Raw genomic sequence first — 17,826 nt, forward strand, 5'->3', positions numbered from 1 at the left:
CTCGCGGGTCGCGTCGCCCGCGTCGCAGGCCGCGGCGACCCGCTCGCGGAGGTCGGTCGAGTAGGCTTTCAAGGCGGGGCCCTCCATAGCCCCACGAAGATAACCGCGTCAACCACTACAGTCGACGAGAAACCGCTCTAGGTCCCAGGCCGTTCACCATCTCGGCGTCATGGGCCCTCCGGCGAAGTCCGCCGTCCCCGACCTAATCCGGGCGTTGGAGGACGACGAGCCTGGTGTACCCGACTCGGTGGTCAATGCGTTGGGCAGGATCGGCCCGGACTCCGTGGCCGCCGTCCCGACGATCCTGCGAAGGACGACAGCCTCCCGTCCGACGACACTGCCCTGGGCCGATTCGCTGGCCGCGATCGGCCCCGGCGCCGTGCCCGCGCTGATCGAGGGGCTTGACGACCCCCGCGACGGCCCGCGCTGGACGGCGGCCGCGGCGCTCGGCAAGATCGGCCCCGAGGCCAATGCCGCCGTCCCGAGGCTGTCCCGGATGACGACTTCGGCCCAGACGGCCGATCGCGTCGTGGCCGCCGCCGCCCTCTGGCGCATCGCCCGGGACCGCGGCGTGCTCCCGGTCCTGATCAGTTCCATCGGCCGGGCCGAGGCCCGAGACCGGGGCGAACGCTACGCCGCCCTCGACGCCCTCGGCGAGATCGGGCCGGCCGCGACGGAAGCCGTCCCGGCGCTGATCCACCAACTCTCCCTGGTGAGCGAGACCCACGCTTACCAGGTCGTGCGGGTGCTGGCCCAAATCGGCCCCGACGCCGCGACAGCGGTCGAGCCGCTCGAGCGGATCTCCGCCCATTCCAGCGACGGCTCCCTTCGCCTCGCGGCCGCCGAGGCGCTTTGGCGGATCACGCGGGGCGAGGAGGGAGTCGACGCCTTGATCAAGGAGCTGCAAGGCGATCCCCGTGACACCAGGAGGACCACGGCCCTGGCAACCTTGAGCCAGTTCGGCCCCGAGGCCGCCCCGGCCGTGCCCGCGATCGTCGAACTCCTGCGGAGCGACCCTTCGACCCTCGGGGCGTCGGCGGCCGTCTTGAGGCGGATCGGCCCGCCGGCCGATTCGGCCCTGCCCGTCCTGATCGAGTTTTTCAAGGACGACGACCTGATCAACAAGGACGAGGTCGCCGCGGCGATCCGCGCCATCGACCCGGAGGCCGCGAGAGGCCTCGGGATCCGATGATCACACGGTCGAAATTTCATCCGCCATGGATGATCATGTCGACAGTTGACCGCGCTTTTCCATCGCCATGCGCAAGTAGGATCTCGGCTCGACGTTCGTCAGCCCGAGCGTCTCGGCGAGCTTGAGGACGGCTTGCTGGGCGGCGGGGAGGTCGTCGCGGTCGGCGGCGAGGGTCTCGACCTCGGCGAAGTCGCCCAGGCCCTCGGCGCTGTCGAGCGTGATCTCCAGCGGGCGGCCGTCGAGGGTCAGGGCGAACGGCGTCCGGTGCTTGCGGACGACGGCCACGCGGCGGAAGCCGAGGCGGTCGAGCAGCCGCGATATCCGGTCGAACTGGTCGGGGCCGGGGGCGAAGGGGACCTCGATCTCCTCGCGGGTCTTGGTCGGGCCGGCTTCCTTGGGGCCCTTGTAGGTCACCCGGTTGTCGTCGCCGACGCGACGGATCCGGAACGCCTCGCCGGTGGCGGCGAAGTCGCGCGCGGGGTGGTTGAGGTAGGAGTCCTCCTCCTCGACCGTCGCCCGGCCCACGGCCCCCAGCGCCGTCAGGGCGCGGCGCAGGGCGTCGTGATCGACGCCGCGATACTTGACCTCGACCTCATAACTCATCGGCGCGGCCTCCCGGCGGGATCGGGGTTAAGATGGCGGGGGGCGGCCCCGACGGTGGCGGACGCCCCAGTCTACCAACAAGGGAGCCGACATGCCGATCCACCTCCCCCCCACGTCGCGCCGCTCGTTCCTCCACGGCCTGGCCGTCGGGGGCGCGTCGACCGCCCTGCCCCGCCTCCGCGCCTCCTCGTTCGACGCGCCCGCCCCCTACGTCGCCCTCCTGGCCGACACGCACATCGACGCCGACCCCGGCAAGTTCGTCCACAACGGGGCGCACAACATGAGCAACAACCTCCGCGCCGCGGTGGGCGACATCCTCGCCCAGCCGACGCCGCCGGAGGCCGTCGCCATCGTCGGCGACCTGGCGCTGAAGAACGGCCAGCCGGGCGACTACGCGCAGCTCCTGAAGCTCCTCGCCCCGCTGCGCGAGCGCGGCATCCCCATCCACCTGACGCTGGGCAACCACGACGATCGCGGGCCGATCCGCGAGGCCCTGAAGGCCCAGGCCGACCCGGCCGTCGAGGGGCGGTTCGCGACGGTCGTCGACGCGGCGGGCGCGCGGCTGGTCTTGCTGGACTCGCTGGACAAGGTGGACGAGGTCGACGGCGTGCTCGGCGAGGCCCAGAGGGGATGGCTGGCGAAGACCCTCGACGCGAAGCCCGACGTCCCGACGGTCGTTTTGATGCATCATCATCCGTCGCCGACGGAGGGGCCGCGCCCGGGGGCGTTGCAGGACACCGCCGCGCTGTTCGATATCCTTCGGCCCCGCAAGCAGGTGAAGGCGCTGGTCTTCGGCCACACGCACGTCTGGCGGCTGGACGAGCGCGACGGCGTGCGCCTGGTGAACCTCCCGGCGGTGGCGTACCACTTCGACGCCAGGCAGCCGCTGGGCTGGTGCCGACTGGAGCCCGCGCGCGACGGCTCCGGCGCGACGATCGAGCTGCGCTGCGTCGGCGGGGATCGGACGAAGGACCGCGAGCGCGACGAATTGTCGTGGCGAGGGGCTTGAAAATCGGATCGCGGTGTCGCCACGGCGTCACGAATCTCGAAAAATCGGCCGCGACGATCGCGCAAGTTGTGACGGTTGCAGGGTGCTTCGTCGCGGCCCTTGGTCGTCGATTGACGGGGGGGGGCCCCTCGCTACAATCGGGTGGTCGTCACCGCCCGCCCCCGCCCCCCACGGGTCGGGCGGATCGGACCATGGGGCCTTGCCGCGAGGTGGACTGTGATCATCATCCCCAGGGAAGAGGGCGAGAGCGTCCTGATCGGCGACGACGTGGTCGTCACCGTGGTGGAGATTCGGGACGACGGCGTGCTGCTCGCCATCGATCATCCCGACGACGTCGCCGTCGAGCGCGGGGAAGAGCGGTCTCGGGTTCGGACCTATCGCGACGTCCTGCTGTCGTCGCTCTCGTCGTGAGGCCGTCGGGGGTGCCGTCGCCGGCCCCCCGCGGGCGTGAATCGGCTCGCCCGGCCCCGGCTCAGAAGGCCTCGCCGTAGGCCGCGACCCGGAATATCCGCGTCGCCTCCTTCACCGGGAGCCCCTTGATGATCAGCCGCCCCTCGCCGCCGTCGCGGTCGGGCGACATGTAGGTCTCGCCGAGGCCGACCTCCACGGCCTGCCGCAGGTGCTGCACGCCGTTGGTCTCGAAGCCGAGCAGGAACGCCCCCACCGAGTCGACCGCGACCGCGTTGCGGCCGGCGATCACCAGGCCCGTCTCCACCGCCTTCCCGCCGACCGGGCCCGTCCCGATCATCGCCGGATGGCCGGAGACGATCGCCAGGTGGATCGGGAACCGGAGCGCCATCCCCACCAGGAACGCCTGCTTATCCTTGAGGATGTTGTGGGGATGGAACTCCTGCTGGACGCGGGAGTGGCCGTAATACTCGGCGCAGGGGAAGCTCATGGCGATGTTCTTGATCGCCATCGTCACCGTCGCCGTGCGGTGGACCTTCAGCTGCGCCAGCGAGACGACCCGCTCGTACTCCAGCACCCGCGGGTTCACCACCACCTTGCGCTGGGGGCCGTAGGTCAGGTCGACCTCCATGAACGGCGGCTTGTTGTGGTCGAACGACTCGACCCCCTCCTCCGCGATCACCTCGTCATATCCTAGGATCTTGAAGACCTCGCCCGTCGGCTTCGCCCCCGAGCCCCCGGACACCACGATCGACTTCGGGCGCAGCGTCTTGATGTACCGGATCGTGGCGCGGAGCGTGTCCGCCTGGGTGCACGCCGTCTTGTCGTCGGGGTCGGCCGTGGTCTCGTTCGGCTTGACGCAGACCACCTTGTCGCGGAAGTCGTCCAGGTTCAGGTGGCCCAGCGCCTCGGCGATCCCCTTGTCGGGGTCGCCCGGTCGATCGGCGATCGCCACGGTCAGGTCGTCCTCGGGGCTCGTCATCGTCGGGGCTCCTGGTCGGATTCGGGGTCGAGCGGACGCTCCGCCACGCTGATGCAGCCCCCGTGCCGCGACCTCCGCGCGACGCCCCCCGCGGCGTTGATCGTCTTCCCCCCTCGCGGGGGAAGACAGACCGCGGAGCGGCCAGATGAGGGGGACGACGAGCACGAAGGCCATTGGTGTTGCGAAGGCCCGTCCGACCGGCCCTCGCGAATCCCACCGGCCTACGCGCTGGTCCCCCCCCATCCGGCCCTTCAAGTCACCTTCCCCCGCGAGGGGGGAAGGACGTCGGGATGGCCGCCCCGATGTCCGGCGCGCCTCGTCATTCCCCAGCATCCAGGGCCATGCCCCCGCGGCGTTGACCTTCCAAGCATCGTCGCGGCGCGCTAAGATCGTGGGTGACGAATCCGACGACGCCGGATGCGTGGCCGCGATGGAGCGGACGCGGGAGTCGGTCGGGTCTCCCATTCTCACCGAGGACGAGAATGCCCATTCGCGAGCTGGAGCTCTACTCGACCGAGGAACTCGTGCGGGAAATCCTCGGCCGGGCGTCGTTTCGCGGCGTCGTCGTCCACATGTGCGACGAGGCCGGCAATCGTCCCGAGCCGGACGAGATGACCTTCAACGTGCGGTTCAACCGCAACTTCGAGGCCGACGAGGTCGGGCGCCTGCTCGACGTCATCGGCCGTCGCCTCGCCGACGCCGTCTGACCGGCCGGCCGGATCGCGGCGCGGGCCCTCACCCCCCCCGCCGACTTCGGAGCGTGAACATGTCGACCGAGGAAGAACGCAAGCGCGCGTACAAGGCGTTCAAGAAGCGGCTGAAGCTCGCCCGCCTGGACGACCAGTCGGGCCTGAGCCCCGGCAGCAAGACGTCGCGGATCGGCGGCATCACGCCCCCCGCCGGCCACCCCCCCGGCATCTGGGAGGAGCTGGCCGACGAGGGGAAGCTCCGCCGCGAGGGCCACAACATCTACTCGCTGACCAACGAGGTCTGAGGACCTTGCTCCGGTTGCGCCGGCGGCCGGCGCGAGGCCGGGGCGATCATTCGCCGGAAAGGCTGTCGACTCGGCGGTTCGAAGGGTAATATCCCAGTGACCCGCCGACGGGGCGCCCATCGCCCGTCCCAGGCCGCCGGCGGGCCGGCCCGGCGGGCCAGGGCCCCGCGCCCCCGCCCGGCAGCCGCCGTCACGTCTCCGACCTGGGACGATGCCCACTCTCAGGCGAGGGATGAACATGACCGAGGATGCTCGCGACGCGGCCTGGCGGTGGGATCGGGGCGAGGACGGCGTCTGGACCCTCTGGTTCGATCAGCCCGGCCGGGCGCTGAACATCCTCGATCGCGCGGCGCTCGACGAGCTGGACGAGCGGCTGGCGGAGGTCGAGGGGGACGACTCGGTCCAGGGCGTCCTGATCCGCGGCGGCAAGCCCTCGGGCTTCTGCGCGGGGGCCGACCTACGCCTGCTCGGCGAGGCCTCCTCCCAGGAGGTCGAGGCCTACGTCCGCCGCGGGCTGGACGTGATCGACCGGCTGATGCGGCTGGGCCCGGCGACGGCCGCGGTCCTCCACGGCGCGTGCCTGGGGGGCGGGCTGGAGCTGGCCCTGGCCTGCCGGCACCGCGTCGCGCTGGCGTCGACCACCCCGCTGCAACTCGGCACGCCGGAGGCGCGGCTGGGGCTGATCCCCGGCTGGGGCGCGATCGAACACCTCCCCCGCCTGATGGCCCCCAGGGACGCGCTCGACCTCCTGCTCTACGGCAATCCGATCGGCTTCCTCCAGGCGCGCTCGCAGGGGGTGGTGAGCCGGCTCGTCTCGGCCGACGAGTCGCACCGCTTGCTGGAGACCCTGGCGTCCGAGGCCCCCTCCGAGCAGCCCTTCCTCGCCGAGGATTGGGGCGACGAGCTGACCTTCGCGCGGTCGAAGCTCGAAGGCCGCTCCAACGACTTCCCCGAGGCGCAGGCCGCCATCCTGCGGATCATCGAGATCGACCTGGCCGACGGCCCCGAGGCCGCGCGCGAGGCCACCGTCGCCCGGCTGGTCGAACTCGCGACCTCCGACGCCTCCCGCGACGCCGTCGCCGATTTCTTCCTGCGCCCCGAGCAGTGAACGACGCCCCCGATGGTGCCATCGGCCCCATGCTCCCGTGAAAACGGGAGCATGGGTCGTGACCGTCTTCCCCCCTCGCGGGGGAGGCAGACCGCGGAGCGGTCAGATGGGGGGGACGACGGGCGCGAAAACCATTGGGGCTCTGAAGCCTCATCCGACCGGCCCTGGATCGCGGCGGCCGTCTCGCGTGTTCTTCTCCGGTCCGGCCCCTCGGGCAACCTTCCCCCGCGCGGGGGGAGGGGCGTGGGCCGGGCTCAGTCCTTCTTGCGGGAGCCGGCCTTCTTCGCGTTGGCCTCCTGGAGCTTCACCAGGCCCTCCTCCGCGAGGCGCTCGCCTTCGGGGAGGTTTGAGAGGTCGCCCCCGGAGCCGGCGGGGGGGACGGGGGTTCCGTCGCCGCAGCCGGCCGCGGCGAGCGCCGCGACGGCCAGGCCGACGGAGGACAGGAAGAGTCGTCGATTCGTCATGTGCCTATGCCCTCGGGTTCGGGCGCCGGGCCGGATCGCGGCCCGGCGGGGACGGATGGGATCAGAGCGAGTCGGCGCTGACGACCTCGCCGCCGGCGCGGGTCCCGAGGGCCCACCACGACTGCGGGCTGATCGAGTCCTTGATGAACTTCACCGAGCCGTCCGCGAACGCCACGTTGACGCCCCCCGGGTGGTTGCTCGTCGGCGGGGCGCTGCCGGCCAGGCCGACGTACGCCGGGGCCGAGGCGTTGGTCGCCGGGTCGCTGGGGTTGTAGCAGCTCACCTGGTTCGGGGTGCCGAAGTGGGTGTAGGCGTTGACCACGACCCACTGGGGATAGGTCGACATCCACATCTGGCCGGGGGTCCGCATCGCGTACACGCCCTGGCTGCCCGGGATGTTGTTGCAGGCCTGGACGAACGCCAGCGCGTTCTCCATCGTCCCGGGGACGGGCGCGCCGGACGGGGGCGTGAAGATCCCGCGGCGGGCGCTCGGGCTGCTGCGGGTGAAGACGACGTTCTGGCCGATCAGCCGCTCGCTGGCCAGGGCCGTGTTGGACGTGCCGTCGGTCATCGAGGCGATCGAGACGGGCCCCCAGGTGGCCGTGGCGTAGCCGGACCCGTAATCGGCGCCCCGGGTCGGGATGATCGATCCCGACGCGACCTGGAGGACCCCCGGGCCGCCCAGGTTGCCGACGTAGTTCGTCGACCCGTAGTAGGTGCTCCCGACGAACACGCGCAGCTCCCGCGGGTTGCTCTCCGACGGGCAGGCCAGCATCGCCAGGTTCGCCGTGGATGCCGTCGAGTTCGAGTAGCCGCCGATCGCCGAGCCCATCGGCTCCAGGTAGAAGTTGATCGCGTTGTACATGGGCCCCTGCTCCGAATACTGGAGGATGGGCGGGATCCAGCTGTACGGGAGGCCCGCGAGCGACCCCACCGGGGTCCTCATCGAGTGCGCCGGGAGCACGTTGTTCGCGCTCTCGTAGTTCATGCAGGCGAGCCCGATCTGCTTCAGGTTGTTGATGCACTGGGAGCGGCGGGCGGCCTCGCGGGCGGCCTGCACGGCCGGGAGCAGCAGCGCGATCAGCACCGCGATGATCGCGATGACAACCAGCAGCTCGATCAGCGTGAAGCCGCGACGACCTCGTCGATTCGTCATACTCTCGTTCCCTGGGGGTGCGTGGAGACGCGACGGCCCATCCCCTTGCCGATGAAGGAGTCGCGGGACCGTCATGGAGGCGGGAGAGGAAAGAGAGGATTGCGGTCGCCTAAAAGCTTAGGGGATGGCGGCCGGGATTTCAAGGCGGGAACGGGCGTGGGGGGCTCGATCGCCGAGGCGTCGGGCCGATCGCGCGGCCGACGGGCGCCGCGAGGCCTTCGAACGAAACGGCCCGGCCGCCGCCCCATCGAAGGGGCGACGCCGGGCTCGGGCGGTCGGGGGAAGTTCGCGCGGGCGGTCGCGGGCGGGGTCACTTGCCCTTGGGCGAGGCCTTGCCGGCGGGCATGTCGCCGTCGCCGGCCATCTTGGCCGACTTGAACTCGTCGGCCGTCATCTTGCGGATCGTGCGATTGTGCATCAGCACGGGGCCGCCGGACGTGGGGACGTCCTTGGCGTAGGCCAACACCGCGTCGGCCGGGTCCTTGGTGGCGGGGCCTTCCTCGACGTCCTGGATGACGACGCCGGCGCGCGCCACGACGTCGCCGTCGCGGAGCGCCTGGAGTCCGAGCGGGGCCATCACCTCATAGGGGCCGAAGTCCCCGAGGGAGGTCGGCGGCTTCTTCTTGTCGAAGGTGTACTGGCGGTACATCTGGCCGACGTCGTTGAGGGCGACCTCGGCGCGGTTGGCCTCCGTGACCGTTTCGCTGGTCGGCTCGGCGCAGCCGGCGGCGAACCCGAGGGAGATGGTGAGCGTCGCGAAGAGAAGGGAGCGCATGTCGACGGTCCGTGATCGAGGTGGTCGAGATGTGATGAGGGGGGACGGCCGGGCGGGCCGCCCCCCGGTGGGATGGATGTCGCCGGGTGGGCGGCCCGTCGGATCAGTAGGAATCGGCGCTGACGACCTCGCCGCCGGCGCGGGAGCCCAGGGCGAGCCAGGTGGGCAGGGCGATCGAGTCCTTGATGAAGCGGACCGAGCCGTCCGCGAAGCCGACGTTCACGCCGCCGGAGTGCCGGCTGCGGGGGGCCATGTGGCCGTTGTTGAAGGCCGTCCCGAACACGCCGCAATCGAACCACTTCGAGTTGGGGGTCAGGGTGTGGCTGTAGTAGCCGTTGATCGGCAGGCCGCGGTAATACTGCTGGCCCCGGTAGGTGAGCCGGCCGGCGTAGCCGGGCCCGCCGTAGTAGCAGTTGGGGGCCACGCCCAGGTTGCCGTCGCTGATGTAGAGGAAGTTCACCGGGTTGGTCGGCAGGATGCCGGAGGTCCAGCCCGCGGCGTCGGCGGTGGTGTTGACCGCGTGGCTACGCAGGGTCTCGGAGAAGAGGGCCGTGTTGCTGGTCCCGTCGGTCACCGACGCGACCGTGACCGGGTTGGCCTTGTTCCGGTTGGGGAACTCCGAGGACGAGGTGTTGAACCCCGTGACGTTGAAGATGCCGGCGCGGGAGGTGACGCTCTCGAACGAGGCCGCAGTGGTCCCGAGGCGCTGGGCGGCGGTGGCGCCGAGGCTGGCGCAGTAGTTGGTGTAGCCCAGGTCGAAGAACTTCGTGGTGGAGGGGTCGGACGGGCAGACGAACGCGGCGACGATCTGCGACTGGGCCGTCTGGTTGGCCGTGCCGGCGCCGTACAGGTTGATGCACCACTCGAAGTTGAACGTGCTGTGGACGTTCCCCGCCTCCAGGTACGGCAGGATCTGCGCCATCACGTTGGGCCGCGCGCCGCACGAGCCGCCGAAGCGGGCGAAATTGTAGTCCGGGCCGAACCCGGGGATGAACGCCCCGGTCGCCGACTCGGCGTTCGCCGAGGCCAGGCCAAGTTGCTTCAGGTTGTTGGTGCACTGGGCGCGGCGGGCGGCCTCGCGGGCGCTCTGCACGGCCGGCAGCAGCAGGGCGATGAGCACGGCGATGATCGCGATCACCACCAGGAGCTCGATTAGCGTGAATCCACGACGACGTGGTTGCATGGGAGTGCTTCCGTGGTCAGGCGGGTTGGACGAAGGTACGGGATGAGCAGGACCTCGTCCGCTGACCCATGAAGGGTCGACGTCGCGGACATCGGGCCTAGAGAGGGGGGGCCGGCGGAATCCCCGGCCCGACTAAGTTTAAGCGGAATTTACGGAATCATCAAGATGCTAGGATCGAAGGCCGCCTGATTGCGCACGCGCCTGGGTGATTCCGTGCGTCATCCGACCAGGAGATGTCCGTAATCATTAATAGACGCTGGAATAGGCGTTGCGCGAAACGCTCGTTGCAACAGATTTCGTCCGAGTCGGTTGCGGTCCCGATGCGGGATTTGTTAGGCCACGTCGCCGACGCGTCAACTTCGAGACGCGCCGACGGACTGCCCCAGCCGCGCCTCGCAACTTCGCGCGAATTCTCGGAATATTCCGCCGGGACGGCGCGTGGCCCCCCGGCTTCGGGGCTGGCGGTCACTTCGGCGGCGCTGCCGCGGCGTCGGCGGCCTGCTGGACGCCGGGGTCGGCGGGGGGCGTGGGGGGCGGGGCCGCGTCGACCTTGGCCGGGGCCTCGGCCGGGGGTTCGATCTCCTGGGGGGGCGTCGGCGCGGCACGCGCGGTCTGGTGGGGGGCGGGGGGCGAAGGTCGCGGGGGCTGCTCCGCGGGACGGTCCGCGCCGCGCGGGGAGGTGCGGATGAGCAGCGAGTTCGAGGTGCCGTTGGGGGTGGCGACGCTGATGGCCATCAGGGGCGCGCCGTCGGCGTTGGGGGTGGCGCGGGCGTCCCGGGAGATGGTCACCTGCATCACGTTGCGGCTGACCAGGATCGACTCGGCCGTCTTGCCCCCGGCGACGACGTGGGTGTCGTGGACGCTGAAGTTCTTGCCTTCGAGGAAAATGGTGGACTCCTCTCCCTCCTCCGGCGGCTTGCCGTGCCAGGCCGTCAGCTCGGGGCGGAGCTGGCCCCCGCGCGAGCAGAAGACGCGCGAGTCGTTGTGCTCGGCCGAGAACGGGACGCGCACCACCAGCCGCTGGGTCGGCATCAGGCTCTTGAGCTGGTTGAGCCGCTCGACGGCCACCTGCAATTCCTCGGGGCGGCTGTAGGCGAACGCGCCGGTGCTGTTGAGGTCGTCGAGCGCCTGCTCGGCCTCGACGAGCCGGGCGCCGAGGTCGGACGCCTTCTCGATGACGGCGGTGCGGCCGTCCAGGTCGCCGGACCGGAACCAGTTGGCCACGGTGACGAACTCGATCTTGGGGACGAAGTTGGGCATGACGATCAGCGCCGTGCATTCGCGCTGGCCGGGCTCGATGCTCTGCTGGCGCTCGCCGTCGCCCAGGTTGTTCCGGAGCATCTGGGAGACGGCGGCCACGCCGACGCGCCCGGTCGCCGAGGTCTGGAGCCTGGGGTAGAAGACCCAGCCGAACGTGTTCTCCCCCGCGCCGAAGCCGACCATGGTGGGGTTCAGCCGGATGGCCGCCTCCTCCTCGGCCAGCGCCCGGTTGGTGGAGAAGATGCCCGCGGCGCGGAGCGGCCCCAGGGCCGGCACGCCGCCGACGAGGTCCAGCCCCGTGGCCGATCGCCGCGCGACCGAGTCGGCGACGTTCTGCTGGGCGATGACCGGCTCGATGGCGTAGACCCGCAGCGGCCACTTGGCGTCGGTGTAGCGGCGGAAGATCTCGAAGGCGCGGACCGACCCCTCGGGGTCGAAGAAGTTGGCGCGGCGGAGTTCCTCGCGACGGTCGAAGTCGTGATACTCCGGCACCTGGTCCAGCACGTCCTGCTTGAGCCTGGCGTTGAGCGCCGCGGCCTGGAGCCGCAGCACGAACCCGAGCGCCGCGAGCGTCCGACGGCGGTCGGCGCCCACCTCCATCGCCCCGGCGCCGTCGCCGGACGCCATCATCACGCCGGGCTCGCCGGGCGCGGTCCGGGGCCGCATCTCGGCGATCTTGACGTAGTCGCGACGGGCCAGCAGCGCCCCCAGGGGCTCGAAGGGGTCGGACTCCGACGGGCGCGCGTCCCCCTGCCCGCTCGCCTTCGCCTGCCCCGACGCCGCCCGCGACCCGCCCGAGGCGGCCTCCTGCTCCAGCATCGCGTACGACGCCTCCAGCTCGCCGCGGAGCCACTGGGAGATCCTCGCGGCGCGGTGGTAGGGCTCGTCGGCCAGCTCGCGCGACAGCCGGGCGCGCGCCTCCTCGCGGAGGTGGCTGATGTTCTCGACGCCGTAGAAGGAAGGGGCGTCGGAGGCGGCGATCAGGGCGAGCGGCCCGACGCCGGATCCCGAACTGGGGCCCTCCTTCACGTCCTCGCCGTCGCAGATGGCGTGCGTGAGGCTGGCGACGGCCTCGTTGATCACCGCGTTGCGCAGGGTGTAGCGCATCGTGTCGCGGTCCATCAGCGACTTCGCCGAGACCGTGATGATGGCCCCCTTCCCCTTGCGGCTCTTGGGCCCCGGAGAGAGCGTGACCGGGATCCGCACCAGGTACAGCCCGTACCCGGGGCGGTCGGTGAGGTCGTCGCCGGCGTTGATCCGGCGCAGCTGGTTCAGGTGGTTGAGGTAGTGCGAATGCTCGTCCAGGATGACGGTCGGCTCCAGCATCCCGCCGGCCGAGGGATCCGCGGTGATGGGCCCCGCCTCCTTGCCCGCCGGCAGCGCCGCCTGGGCCGCGGTGGCGGCGGTCGCCGCGCTCTGGCTCGCCAGCAGCGAGAGCAGGGCCTTGGTGCGGTCGTCCTCGGCGGTCGTGGTCGTGGTCTTGCCGTCGGTGGTCGTGGTGGTCGACGCGGTGTCGGCCAGGCCCCCGGCGAGCTGCAGGCGCTGGGCCCGCGCCTCGCTCCGGCTGATGGAGGCGTTGATGACCCCCTTGAAGCCGGTCTTGAGCCACTGGGCCATCTGGAGTTCGTACTCGGAGCGGAACTTGGCGAGCCGGTCCTGCCCCCAGACGTCGGGCGACTTGACGCCGATGGTCCCCTGCTGGGTCATGCTCCGGTCCAGGCCGTCGATCATCTGCTCGACGCGCAGCAGGGCCGTGCGCGGGTCGTCCTTGATGAGGCTGGTGGGGACGGGCCAGGTGTCGCGGACGGTGGAGCATCCGCCCGTCGCCAGCGCCGCCGCCGTCACCAGCGCCGCCGCCCGACCCGCCCGCGACCTCGCCCGCGTCCGTGATCGTGCCATGGTCCCCCCGCCCGCGTCGCCGGGATCCTCCGAGTCGGCGCGAGCCGCCCCCGGGCCGGATCCCTCCCATCGTCGGGAAGTCTGCCGATTTCCCGCGTTTCGCCAAGGCGGTTTCGGGCGGATTGTAAAAAAGGGGGGTGATTGGCGATCCGCCAGGCAACGCCCGTCGTCGGCCCCCTCGTCGCGCCGGCGCCACGGGGACCTGGCGCGGCAAACGGGTTGCGTCGGCCGCTGCGCGGCCCCATCCTGGGGGCGATGGGCCGCGCCCGGCGCCGCGTCCCGAACCCCGTTCGTCACTCGCCCCGATAAAAGGACGAGCCCGCCATGAATCCCCTCTCCCGCCGATCCTTCCTGGCGACCTCCGCGGCGGCCGCGGCCGCGACCTCCGCCCTGGGGGCCTCGCGGGACAACAAGACGATCCCCGGCTTCGACCAGACCCAGACCGACTACGACCGGACGAAGGAGTGGAAGCCCTTCAGCGACCGCAAGGTCCGCGTCGGGATCGTGGGCCACGGCGTCTGCAAGTTCGGCCTGGAGTTCGGCCTCCAGCACCATCCCAACGTGGAGCTGGTCGCCGTCAGCGACCTGTACCCGGATCGCTGCTCGGAGATGGCCCGGCTGGCGAAGTGCGAGAAGACCTATCCCTCGCTGGAGGAGATGGTCAAGGACGACACGATCGAGGCGATCTACTGCGCCACCGACGCGCCGGCCCACGCCAAGCACGCCATCCTCTGCATGGAGCACGGGAAGCACGTCGCCACGGCGGTCCCGGCGTTCCGCGGGGACATCGAGGACGCCGAGCGGCTGCTGGAGTGCTGCAAGAAGAACCCGGGGCTGGTCTACGCCCTGTTCGAGACCTCGCAGTTCCACGACGACCTCTACGCGATGGAGCGGCTCTACGCCGCCGGCGTCTTCGGCCGGATCGTCTACGCGGAAGGCGAGTACTGCCACCCGAAGTCGCTGGGCGCGCCGAGCCTGGGCTCGTACAAGGACTGGCGGAAGAAGGGCTGCCCGATGTGGTACCCCACCCACGCGACGGCCTACTACGTCGGCGTGACGCACAAGAGCCTCGTCGACGTCTCGTGCCAGGGGACCGCCCCCTTCGACGAGGCGCTCCGGAAGCCCAACGCGATCGGCAACGTCTTCACCTCCGAGGTCGGCACGTTCCGCACCGCCGAGGGGGGGATCGCCCGGATGATCATCTGCGGCTCGCAGGGCGAGTACCTGGAGGCCGGGCGCATCCGCGGCGAGTACGCCGGCTACAACCAGAAGTTCGTCGGCGACGCGACCGGCCAGAAGCGGTACGAGGAGGCGATCGCCAACGGCCTCCAGCTCAAGAAGCACGCGCTGCCGCCGGGGGTCGAGCCGGGCGGGCACGGCGGCTCGCACGGCTACCTCGGCGACGACTTCATCGACTCCATCCTCCGGGGCCGCAAGCCCGCCGTCGACGTCATCGACGCGCTGAACATGACCACCCCCGGCTACTACGCCCACCTCTCCGCGATGAAGGACGGCGAGACCTTCAAGATCCCCCAGTACTCGCTCTGACCCCCGCCGTCGCCCCGCGGCCCCGCCTCGCCGGCGCGGGCCGTGGGTCGTTTTCCGTGTTATGTTATTATGGTTCGATAAGCGCCGCGGATTGACGTCGGCGCGCCCGTTAAAAGGTGTATATTATCGGGGCGAGTCCTCGCGGCTGGATGGAGATATTCGACTCGGTTGAGGGGCGGCTCAATTCTGGAGGGTCGGATGAGATTTCCGTTCGCGATCAAGGTCGGCGTGCTGGTCGTGCTGGCCGGGTTGTCGGTGCTAGGGACATTCGCCCTGCTCGCCACGCGGGCCGAGGCGGCGGGATCGTCGCCCGAGGTCTCGAAGTTCACGTTGGGGGAAGTCGAGGCGGCGGCGTCGGGGAATGAGGCGACGATCTCGGCGAAGGCGGCGATCTCGGACTCCAGGCCGAATATCCGCTATGCGTGGGGGCTGCGGATTCGAGAGCGGACGACCCGAGAGGTGGTCCTCGAGCAGCTCTACGCGGACCGGGCATTCGATCGCGGTGGCGCCGAGTTCGCGAAACCCATCTTCGAAGACGTCGTGACCCTGCCCGCGGGCGACTACAAGGCGGTCGTCTCCTTGTATGATATCCACGCGACCCGGGACCCGTCCGCCTTGACGGACGCGACGTTCGCCGAGAACCATCTGGCCGGGCGCAATGTCCGGGAGTTCACCGTCGTCGGGGAGTGATCCCCGGATGGGAGCTGGTCGCGGTCGCGAGGGGGGCCGCCTGGCGGATCGACCCGGGCGTCGAGCGGCACGGCCGCCCGCACTTCGTGAACGAGCCGCTGGACCCCCTCCTTGGGTCGCGTTGACGACCGATCCCGCGCGGGCCTAGAATCCGGTCATGTCGCACCACGCAAGCCCCCATAGCGCCCCCGATCCCGGCCGCCCCGCCAACCGCCTGGCCGGGGAGACCAGCCCCTACCTCCTGCAGCACGCCCACAATCCGGTGGACTGGTATCCCTGGGGGCCGGAGGCGCTGGCGAGGGCGAAGGCCGAGGACCGGCCGATCTTCCTGTCCATCGGCTACTCGGCGTGCCACTGGTGCCACGTCATGGAGCGGGAGAGCTTCCAGAATCCGGACATCGCCCGGATCATGAACGCCCACTTCATCAACATCAAGGTGGACCGCGAGGAGCGCCCGGACGTCGACCAGGTCTACATGGCGGCCGTCCAGGCGATGACCGGCCACGGCGGCTGGCCGATGTCGGTCTTCCTCACGCCCGACCTCGAGCCCTTCTTCGCCGGGACGTACTTCCCCCCCACCGACGCCCGCGGCATGGCGGGGTTCCCGCGCGTGATGCTGAGCGTCAACCGCGCCTGGACCGAGCGCCGGGACGAGATCCGCAAGTCGGCCGCCGAGATGACCGCCCACCTGCGGAACGCCTCGGACGTCGGCCGGGGCCGCGAGGCGTCCGGGCCGGTCTCGACGGCGATGCTGGACCGGGCGGCGACGGCCCTGATCCGGAGCCTGGACGTCCAGCACGGCGGGTTCGGCCAGGCCCCCAAGTTCCCGCACCCGATGGACGTCCGGCAGTTGCTCCGCCAGCACGCTCGCGCCGGCGACGCCCAGGCGCTGCACGCCGCGACCCTCACGCTGGGGAAGATGGCGCGCGGCGGGATCTACGACCATCTCGGCGGCGGCTTCGCCCGCTACTCCACCGACGATCGCTGGCTCGTGCCGCATTTCGAGAAGATGCTGTACGACAATGCCCTGCTCGCCTCCGCGTACGTCGAGGCGTACCAGGCCACCGGCGAGCCCTCGTTCGCCGACACCGCGCGCGGGACGCTCGACTACGTCCTCGGCCGGATGACCGACCCCGACGGCCCCTTCTACTCCGCGGAAGACGCCGACAGCGAGGGCCAGGAGGGGAAGTACTACCTCTGGTCGCTGGGCGAGGTGCTGGACGTCCTGGGGACCGACAAGGGCCGCAACTTCTCGCTGACGTACGACGTCTCCGCCCAGGGGAACTGGGAGCGTCGCAACATCATCAACCTCCCCCGGCCGATCGCCGAGTCCGCGAAGGACCTCGGCCGCGACCCCGACGACCTGGCCGCCGAGCTGGCCGAGTCGCGCGCGAAGCTGTTGGCCGCCCGCGAGCGCCGCGTCGCGCCGGGGAAGGACACCAAGGTGCTCGTCGCCTGGAACGGCATGACGATCGCCGCGCTGGCGCTGGCCGGCCGCGCCCTGCCCGAGCCCCGGTTCCTCGCCGCCGCCGAGAAGGCCGCCGGGTTCCTGCTGATCCGGCTCGCCACGCCCGAGGGCCGGCTGCTCCACACCTACAAGGACGGCGTCGCGCGCATCGACGGCTTCCTGGACGACTACGCCTGCCTGATCGACGGCCTGACCCGGCTCTACGAGGCGACCGGGACGCCGCGCTGGATCGAATCGGCCGCGAAGCTCGCCGAGGTCATGATCGCCGAGTTCCGCGACCCCGACCGCGGCGGCTTCTTCTACACCGGCGCGAGCCACGAGGAACTGCTCACGCGCCAGAAGGACCTGTTCGACGACGCGATCCCCTCGGGCAACGGCATGGCCGCCTCCGCCCTGATCCGCCTGGCCGCGCTGACCGGCCGCGAAGACTTCGACCGCGTCGGCCGCGAGGCGGTCGAGGCGGCGGCCGTCGTGCTGGAATCGGCCCCCGCCGCCGCCGGACAGACGTTCCTGGCGCTCGACGTGATGCTCGCGCCGAGCCGAGAGCTGGCGATCGTCGCCGGCGCCGACCGCGCCGAGTTCGACGCCGTCCTCGACGCCGCCTTCGCCCGATTCCTCCCCCACGCCGTCGTCGCCCCCGCCCCGGCCGAGTCCCGCGAAACCCTCGCGGCGCTCCTCCCCGTCCTCCAGGACCGCCCCCCCATCGACGGCCGCGTCACCCTGTATGACTGCGAAGCCCGCGCCTGCCGGGCCCCCGTCGTCGGCGCCGAGGCGGCCATCGCCGCCCTCGCGCCACGGCGGTAACGCCGCCCTGCCCCGTGAGCGTCCCCTCTCCCGCCGGGAGAGGGTGGCCCGGAGGGCCGGGTGAGGGTCTACGGACAGGTGGAGATAGCGTCGGTTCATGACCTCCCGCCCCGACGGCGCCCCCGAACTCCGGCGGCCCTCGCCCGCCGCTGGCGCGGCTACCCTCTCCCGGCGGGCTGACGACCCGACACTTTTTCCGCCATGGATGCGAAGCGGGTTCCCGCCACGAATGTCCCCCCTTCTCCCCTCGTGGGAGAAGGTGGCCGAAGGCCGGATGAGGGGG

16 protein-coding genes are annotated in these 17,826 nt (G+C 71.0%); 9 read left to right on the top strand and 7 right to left on the bottom strand.

All coding sequences use genetic code 11. From position 1 onward, the window contains the following. The first annotated feature begins 283 nt into the window (after window positions 1-283). Entirely contained in the window at window positions 284-1,192 is a 909-nt protein-coding gene (locus WG209_RS18815) for a HEAT repeat domain-containing protein (RefSeq protein ID WP_337176624.1), read from the top strand. Between the two features lie 33 nt (window positions 1,193-1,225). Here the strand turns inward: WG209_RS18815 and cyaB are convergent, their stop codons facing one another. Further along, complete coding sequence (cyaB, locus tag WG209_RS18820) at window positions 1,226-1,795, bottom strand: class IV adenylate cyclase (protein ID WP_337176625.1); 570 nt, start codon at window positions 1,793-1,795, stop codon at window positions 1,226-1,228. 91 nt (window positions 1,796-1,886) lie between these two features. Here cyaB and WG209_RS18825 point away from each other — a divergent pair, with 91 nt between their 5' ends. Both WG209_RS18825 and WG209_RS18830 read left to right on the top strand, forming a co-directional pair. Then, complete coding sequence (locus tag WG209_RS18825; protein WP_337176626.1) at window positions 1,887-2,804, top strand: metallophosphoesterase; 918 nt, start codon at window positions 1,887-1,889, stop codon at window positions 2,802-2,804. Window positions 2,805-3,020: 216 nt separating this feature from the next. Beyond that, a complete protein-coding gene (locus WG209_RS18830; RefSeq protein WP_337176627.1) occupies window positions 3,021-3,215 on the top strand; it encodes a carbon storage regulator in 195 nt (64 codons plus the stop codon). Between the two features lie 61 nt (window positions 3,216-3,276). Here the strand turns inward: WG209_RS18830 and WG209_RS18835 are convergent, their stop codons facing one another. Continuing rightward, window positions 3,277-4,194 carry a DUF362 domain-containing protein gene (locus tag WG209_RS18835; protein ID WP_337176628.1) on the bottom strand — a complete coding sequence of 306 codons (918 nt, stop codon included), beginning with the start codon at window positions 4,192-4,194 and terminating at the stop codon, window positions 3,277-3,279. 482 nt (window positions 4,195-4,676) lie between these two features. Between WG209_RS18835 and WG209_RS18840 the strand changes: the two genes are divergently transcribed. The 3 genes from WG209_RS18840 to WG209_RS18850 all read left to right on the top strand — a co-directional run bounded on the left by WG209_RS18840 (window position 4,677) and on the right by WG209_RS18850 (window position 6,296). Further along, a complete protein-coding gene (locus WG209_RS18840; RefSeq protein ID WP_337176629.1) occupies window positions 4,677-4,901 on the top strand; it encodes a hypothetical protein in 225 nt (74 codons plus the stop codon). A gap of 59 nt (window positions 4,902-4,960) precedes the next feature. After that, on the top strand, window positions 4,961-5,188 hold the full coding sequence (locus WG209_RS18845; protein WP_337176630.1) for a hypothetical protein: 228 nt from the start codon (window positions 4,961-4,963) through the stop codon (window positions 5,186-5,188). Window positions 5,189-5,426: 238 nt separating this feature from the next. Next, complete coding sequence (locus WG209_RS18850) at window positions 5,427-6,296, top strand: enoyl-CoA hydratase-related protein (protein WP_337176631.1); 870 nt, start codon at window positions 5,427-5,429, stop codon at window positions 6,294-6,296. Window positions 6,297-6,550: 254 nt separating this feature from the next. On the opposite strand, the gene WG209_RS18855 is transcribed toward WG209_RS18850, so the two are convergent. From WG209_RS18855 to WG209_RS18875, 5 genes are all read right to left on the bottom strand, one after another. Further along, a complete protein-coding gene (locus tag WG209_RS18855; protein WP_337176632.1) occupies window positions 6,551-6,760 on the bottom strand; it encodes a hypothetical protein in 210 nt (69 codons plus the stop codon). Between the two features lie 61 nt (window positions 6,761-6,821). Continuing rightward, window positions 6,822-7,916: a DUF1559 domain-containing protein gene (locus tag WG209_RS18860; protein ID WP_337176633.1), complete on the bottom strand. Its 1,095-nt coding sequence runs from the start codon at window positions 7,914-7,916 to the stop codon at window positions 6,822-6,824. Between the two features lie 310 nt (window positions 7,917-8,226). Continuing rightward, a complete protein-coding gene (locus WG209_RS18865; RefSeq protein WP_337176634.1) occupies window positions 8,227-8,691 on the bottom strand; it encodes a hypothetical protein in 465 nt (154 codons plus the stop codon). 103 nt (window positions 8,692-8,794) lie between these two features. After that, window positions 8,795-9,874, bottom strand: coding sequence for a DUF1559 domain-containing protein (locus tag WG209_RS18870; RefSeq protein ID WP_337176635.1), 1,080 nt, complete (start codon window positions 9,872-9,874; stop codon window positions 8,795-8,797). Window positions 9,875-10,339: 465 nt separating this feature from the next. Further along, window positions 10,340-13,033: a hypothetical protein gene (locus WG209_RS18875; RefSeq protein ID WP_337176636.1), complete on the bottom strand. Its 2,694-nt coding sequence runs from the start codon at window positions 13,031-13,033 to the stop codon at window positions 10,340-10,342. 324 nt (window positions 13,034-13,357) lie between these two features. On the opposite strand from WG209_RS18875, the gene WG209_RS18880 reads away from it, so the two are divergent. The 3 genes from WG209_RS18880 (at window position 13,358) to WG209_RS18890 (ending at window position 17,543) form a co-directional block, all read left to right on the top strand. Beyond that, entirely contained in the window at window positions 13,358-14,581 is a 1,224-nt protein-coding gene (locus tag WG209_RS18880; RefSeq protein ID WP_337176637.1) for a Gfo/Idh/MocA family oxidoreductase, read from the top strand. 198 nt (window positions 14,582-14,779) lie between these two features. After that, a complete protein-coding gene (locus WG209_RS18885; protein WP_337176638.1) occupies window positions 14,780-15,271 on the top strand; it encodes a hypothetical protein in 492 nt (163 codons plus the stop codon). A 157-nt stretch (window positions 15,272-15,428) separates the two neighbouring features. Continuing rightward, the gene (locus WG209_RS18890; RefSeq protein ID WP_337176639.1) at window positions 15,429-17,543 is read left to right on the top strand and encodes a thioredoxin domain-containing protein; all 2,115 of its coding nucleotides are present in this window, start codon (window positions 15,429-15,431) and stop codon (window positions 17,541-17,543) included. Window positions 17,544-17,826: the final 283 nt, after the last annotated feature.

The sequence above is a fragment of the Paludisphaera sp. genome, from assembly GCF_037189885.1.
GTDB lineage: Bacteria > Planctomycetota > Planctomycetia > Isosphaerales > Isosphaeraceae > Paludisphaera.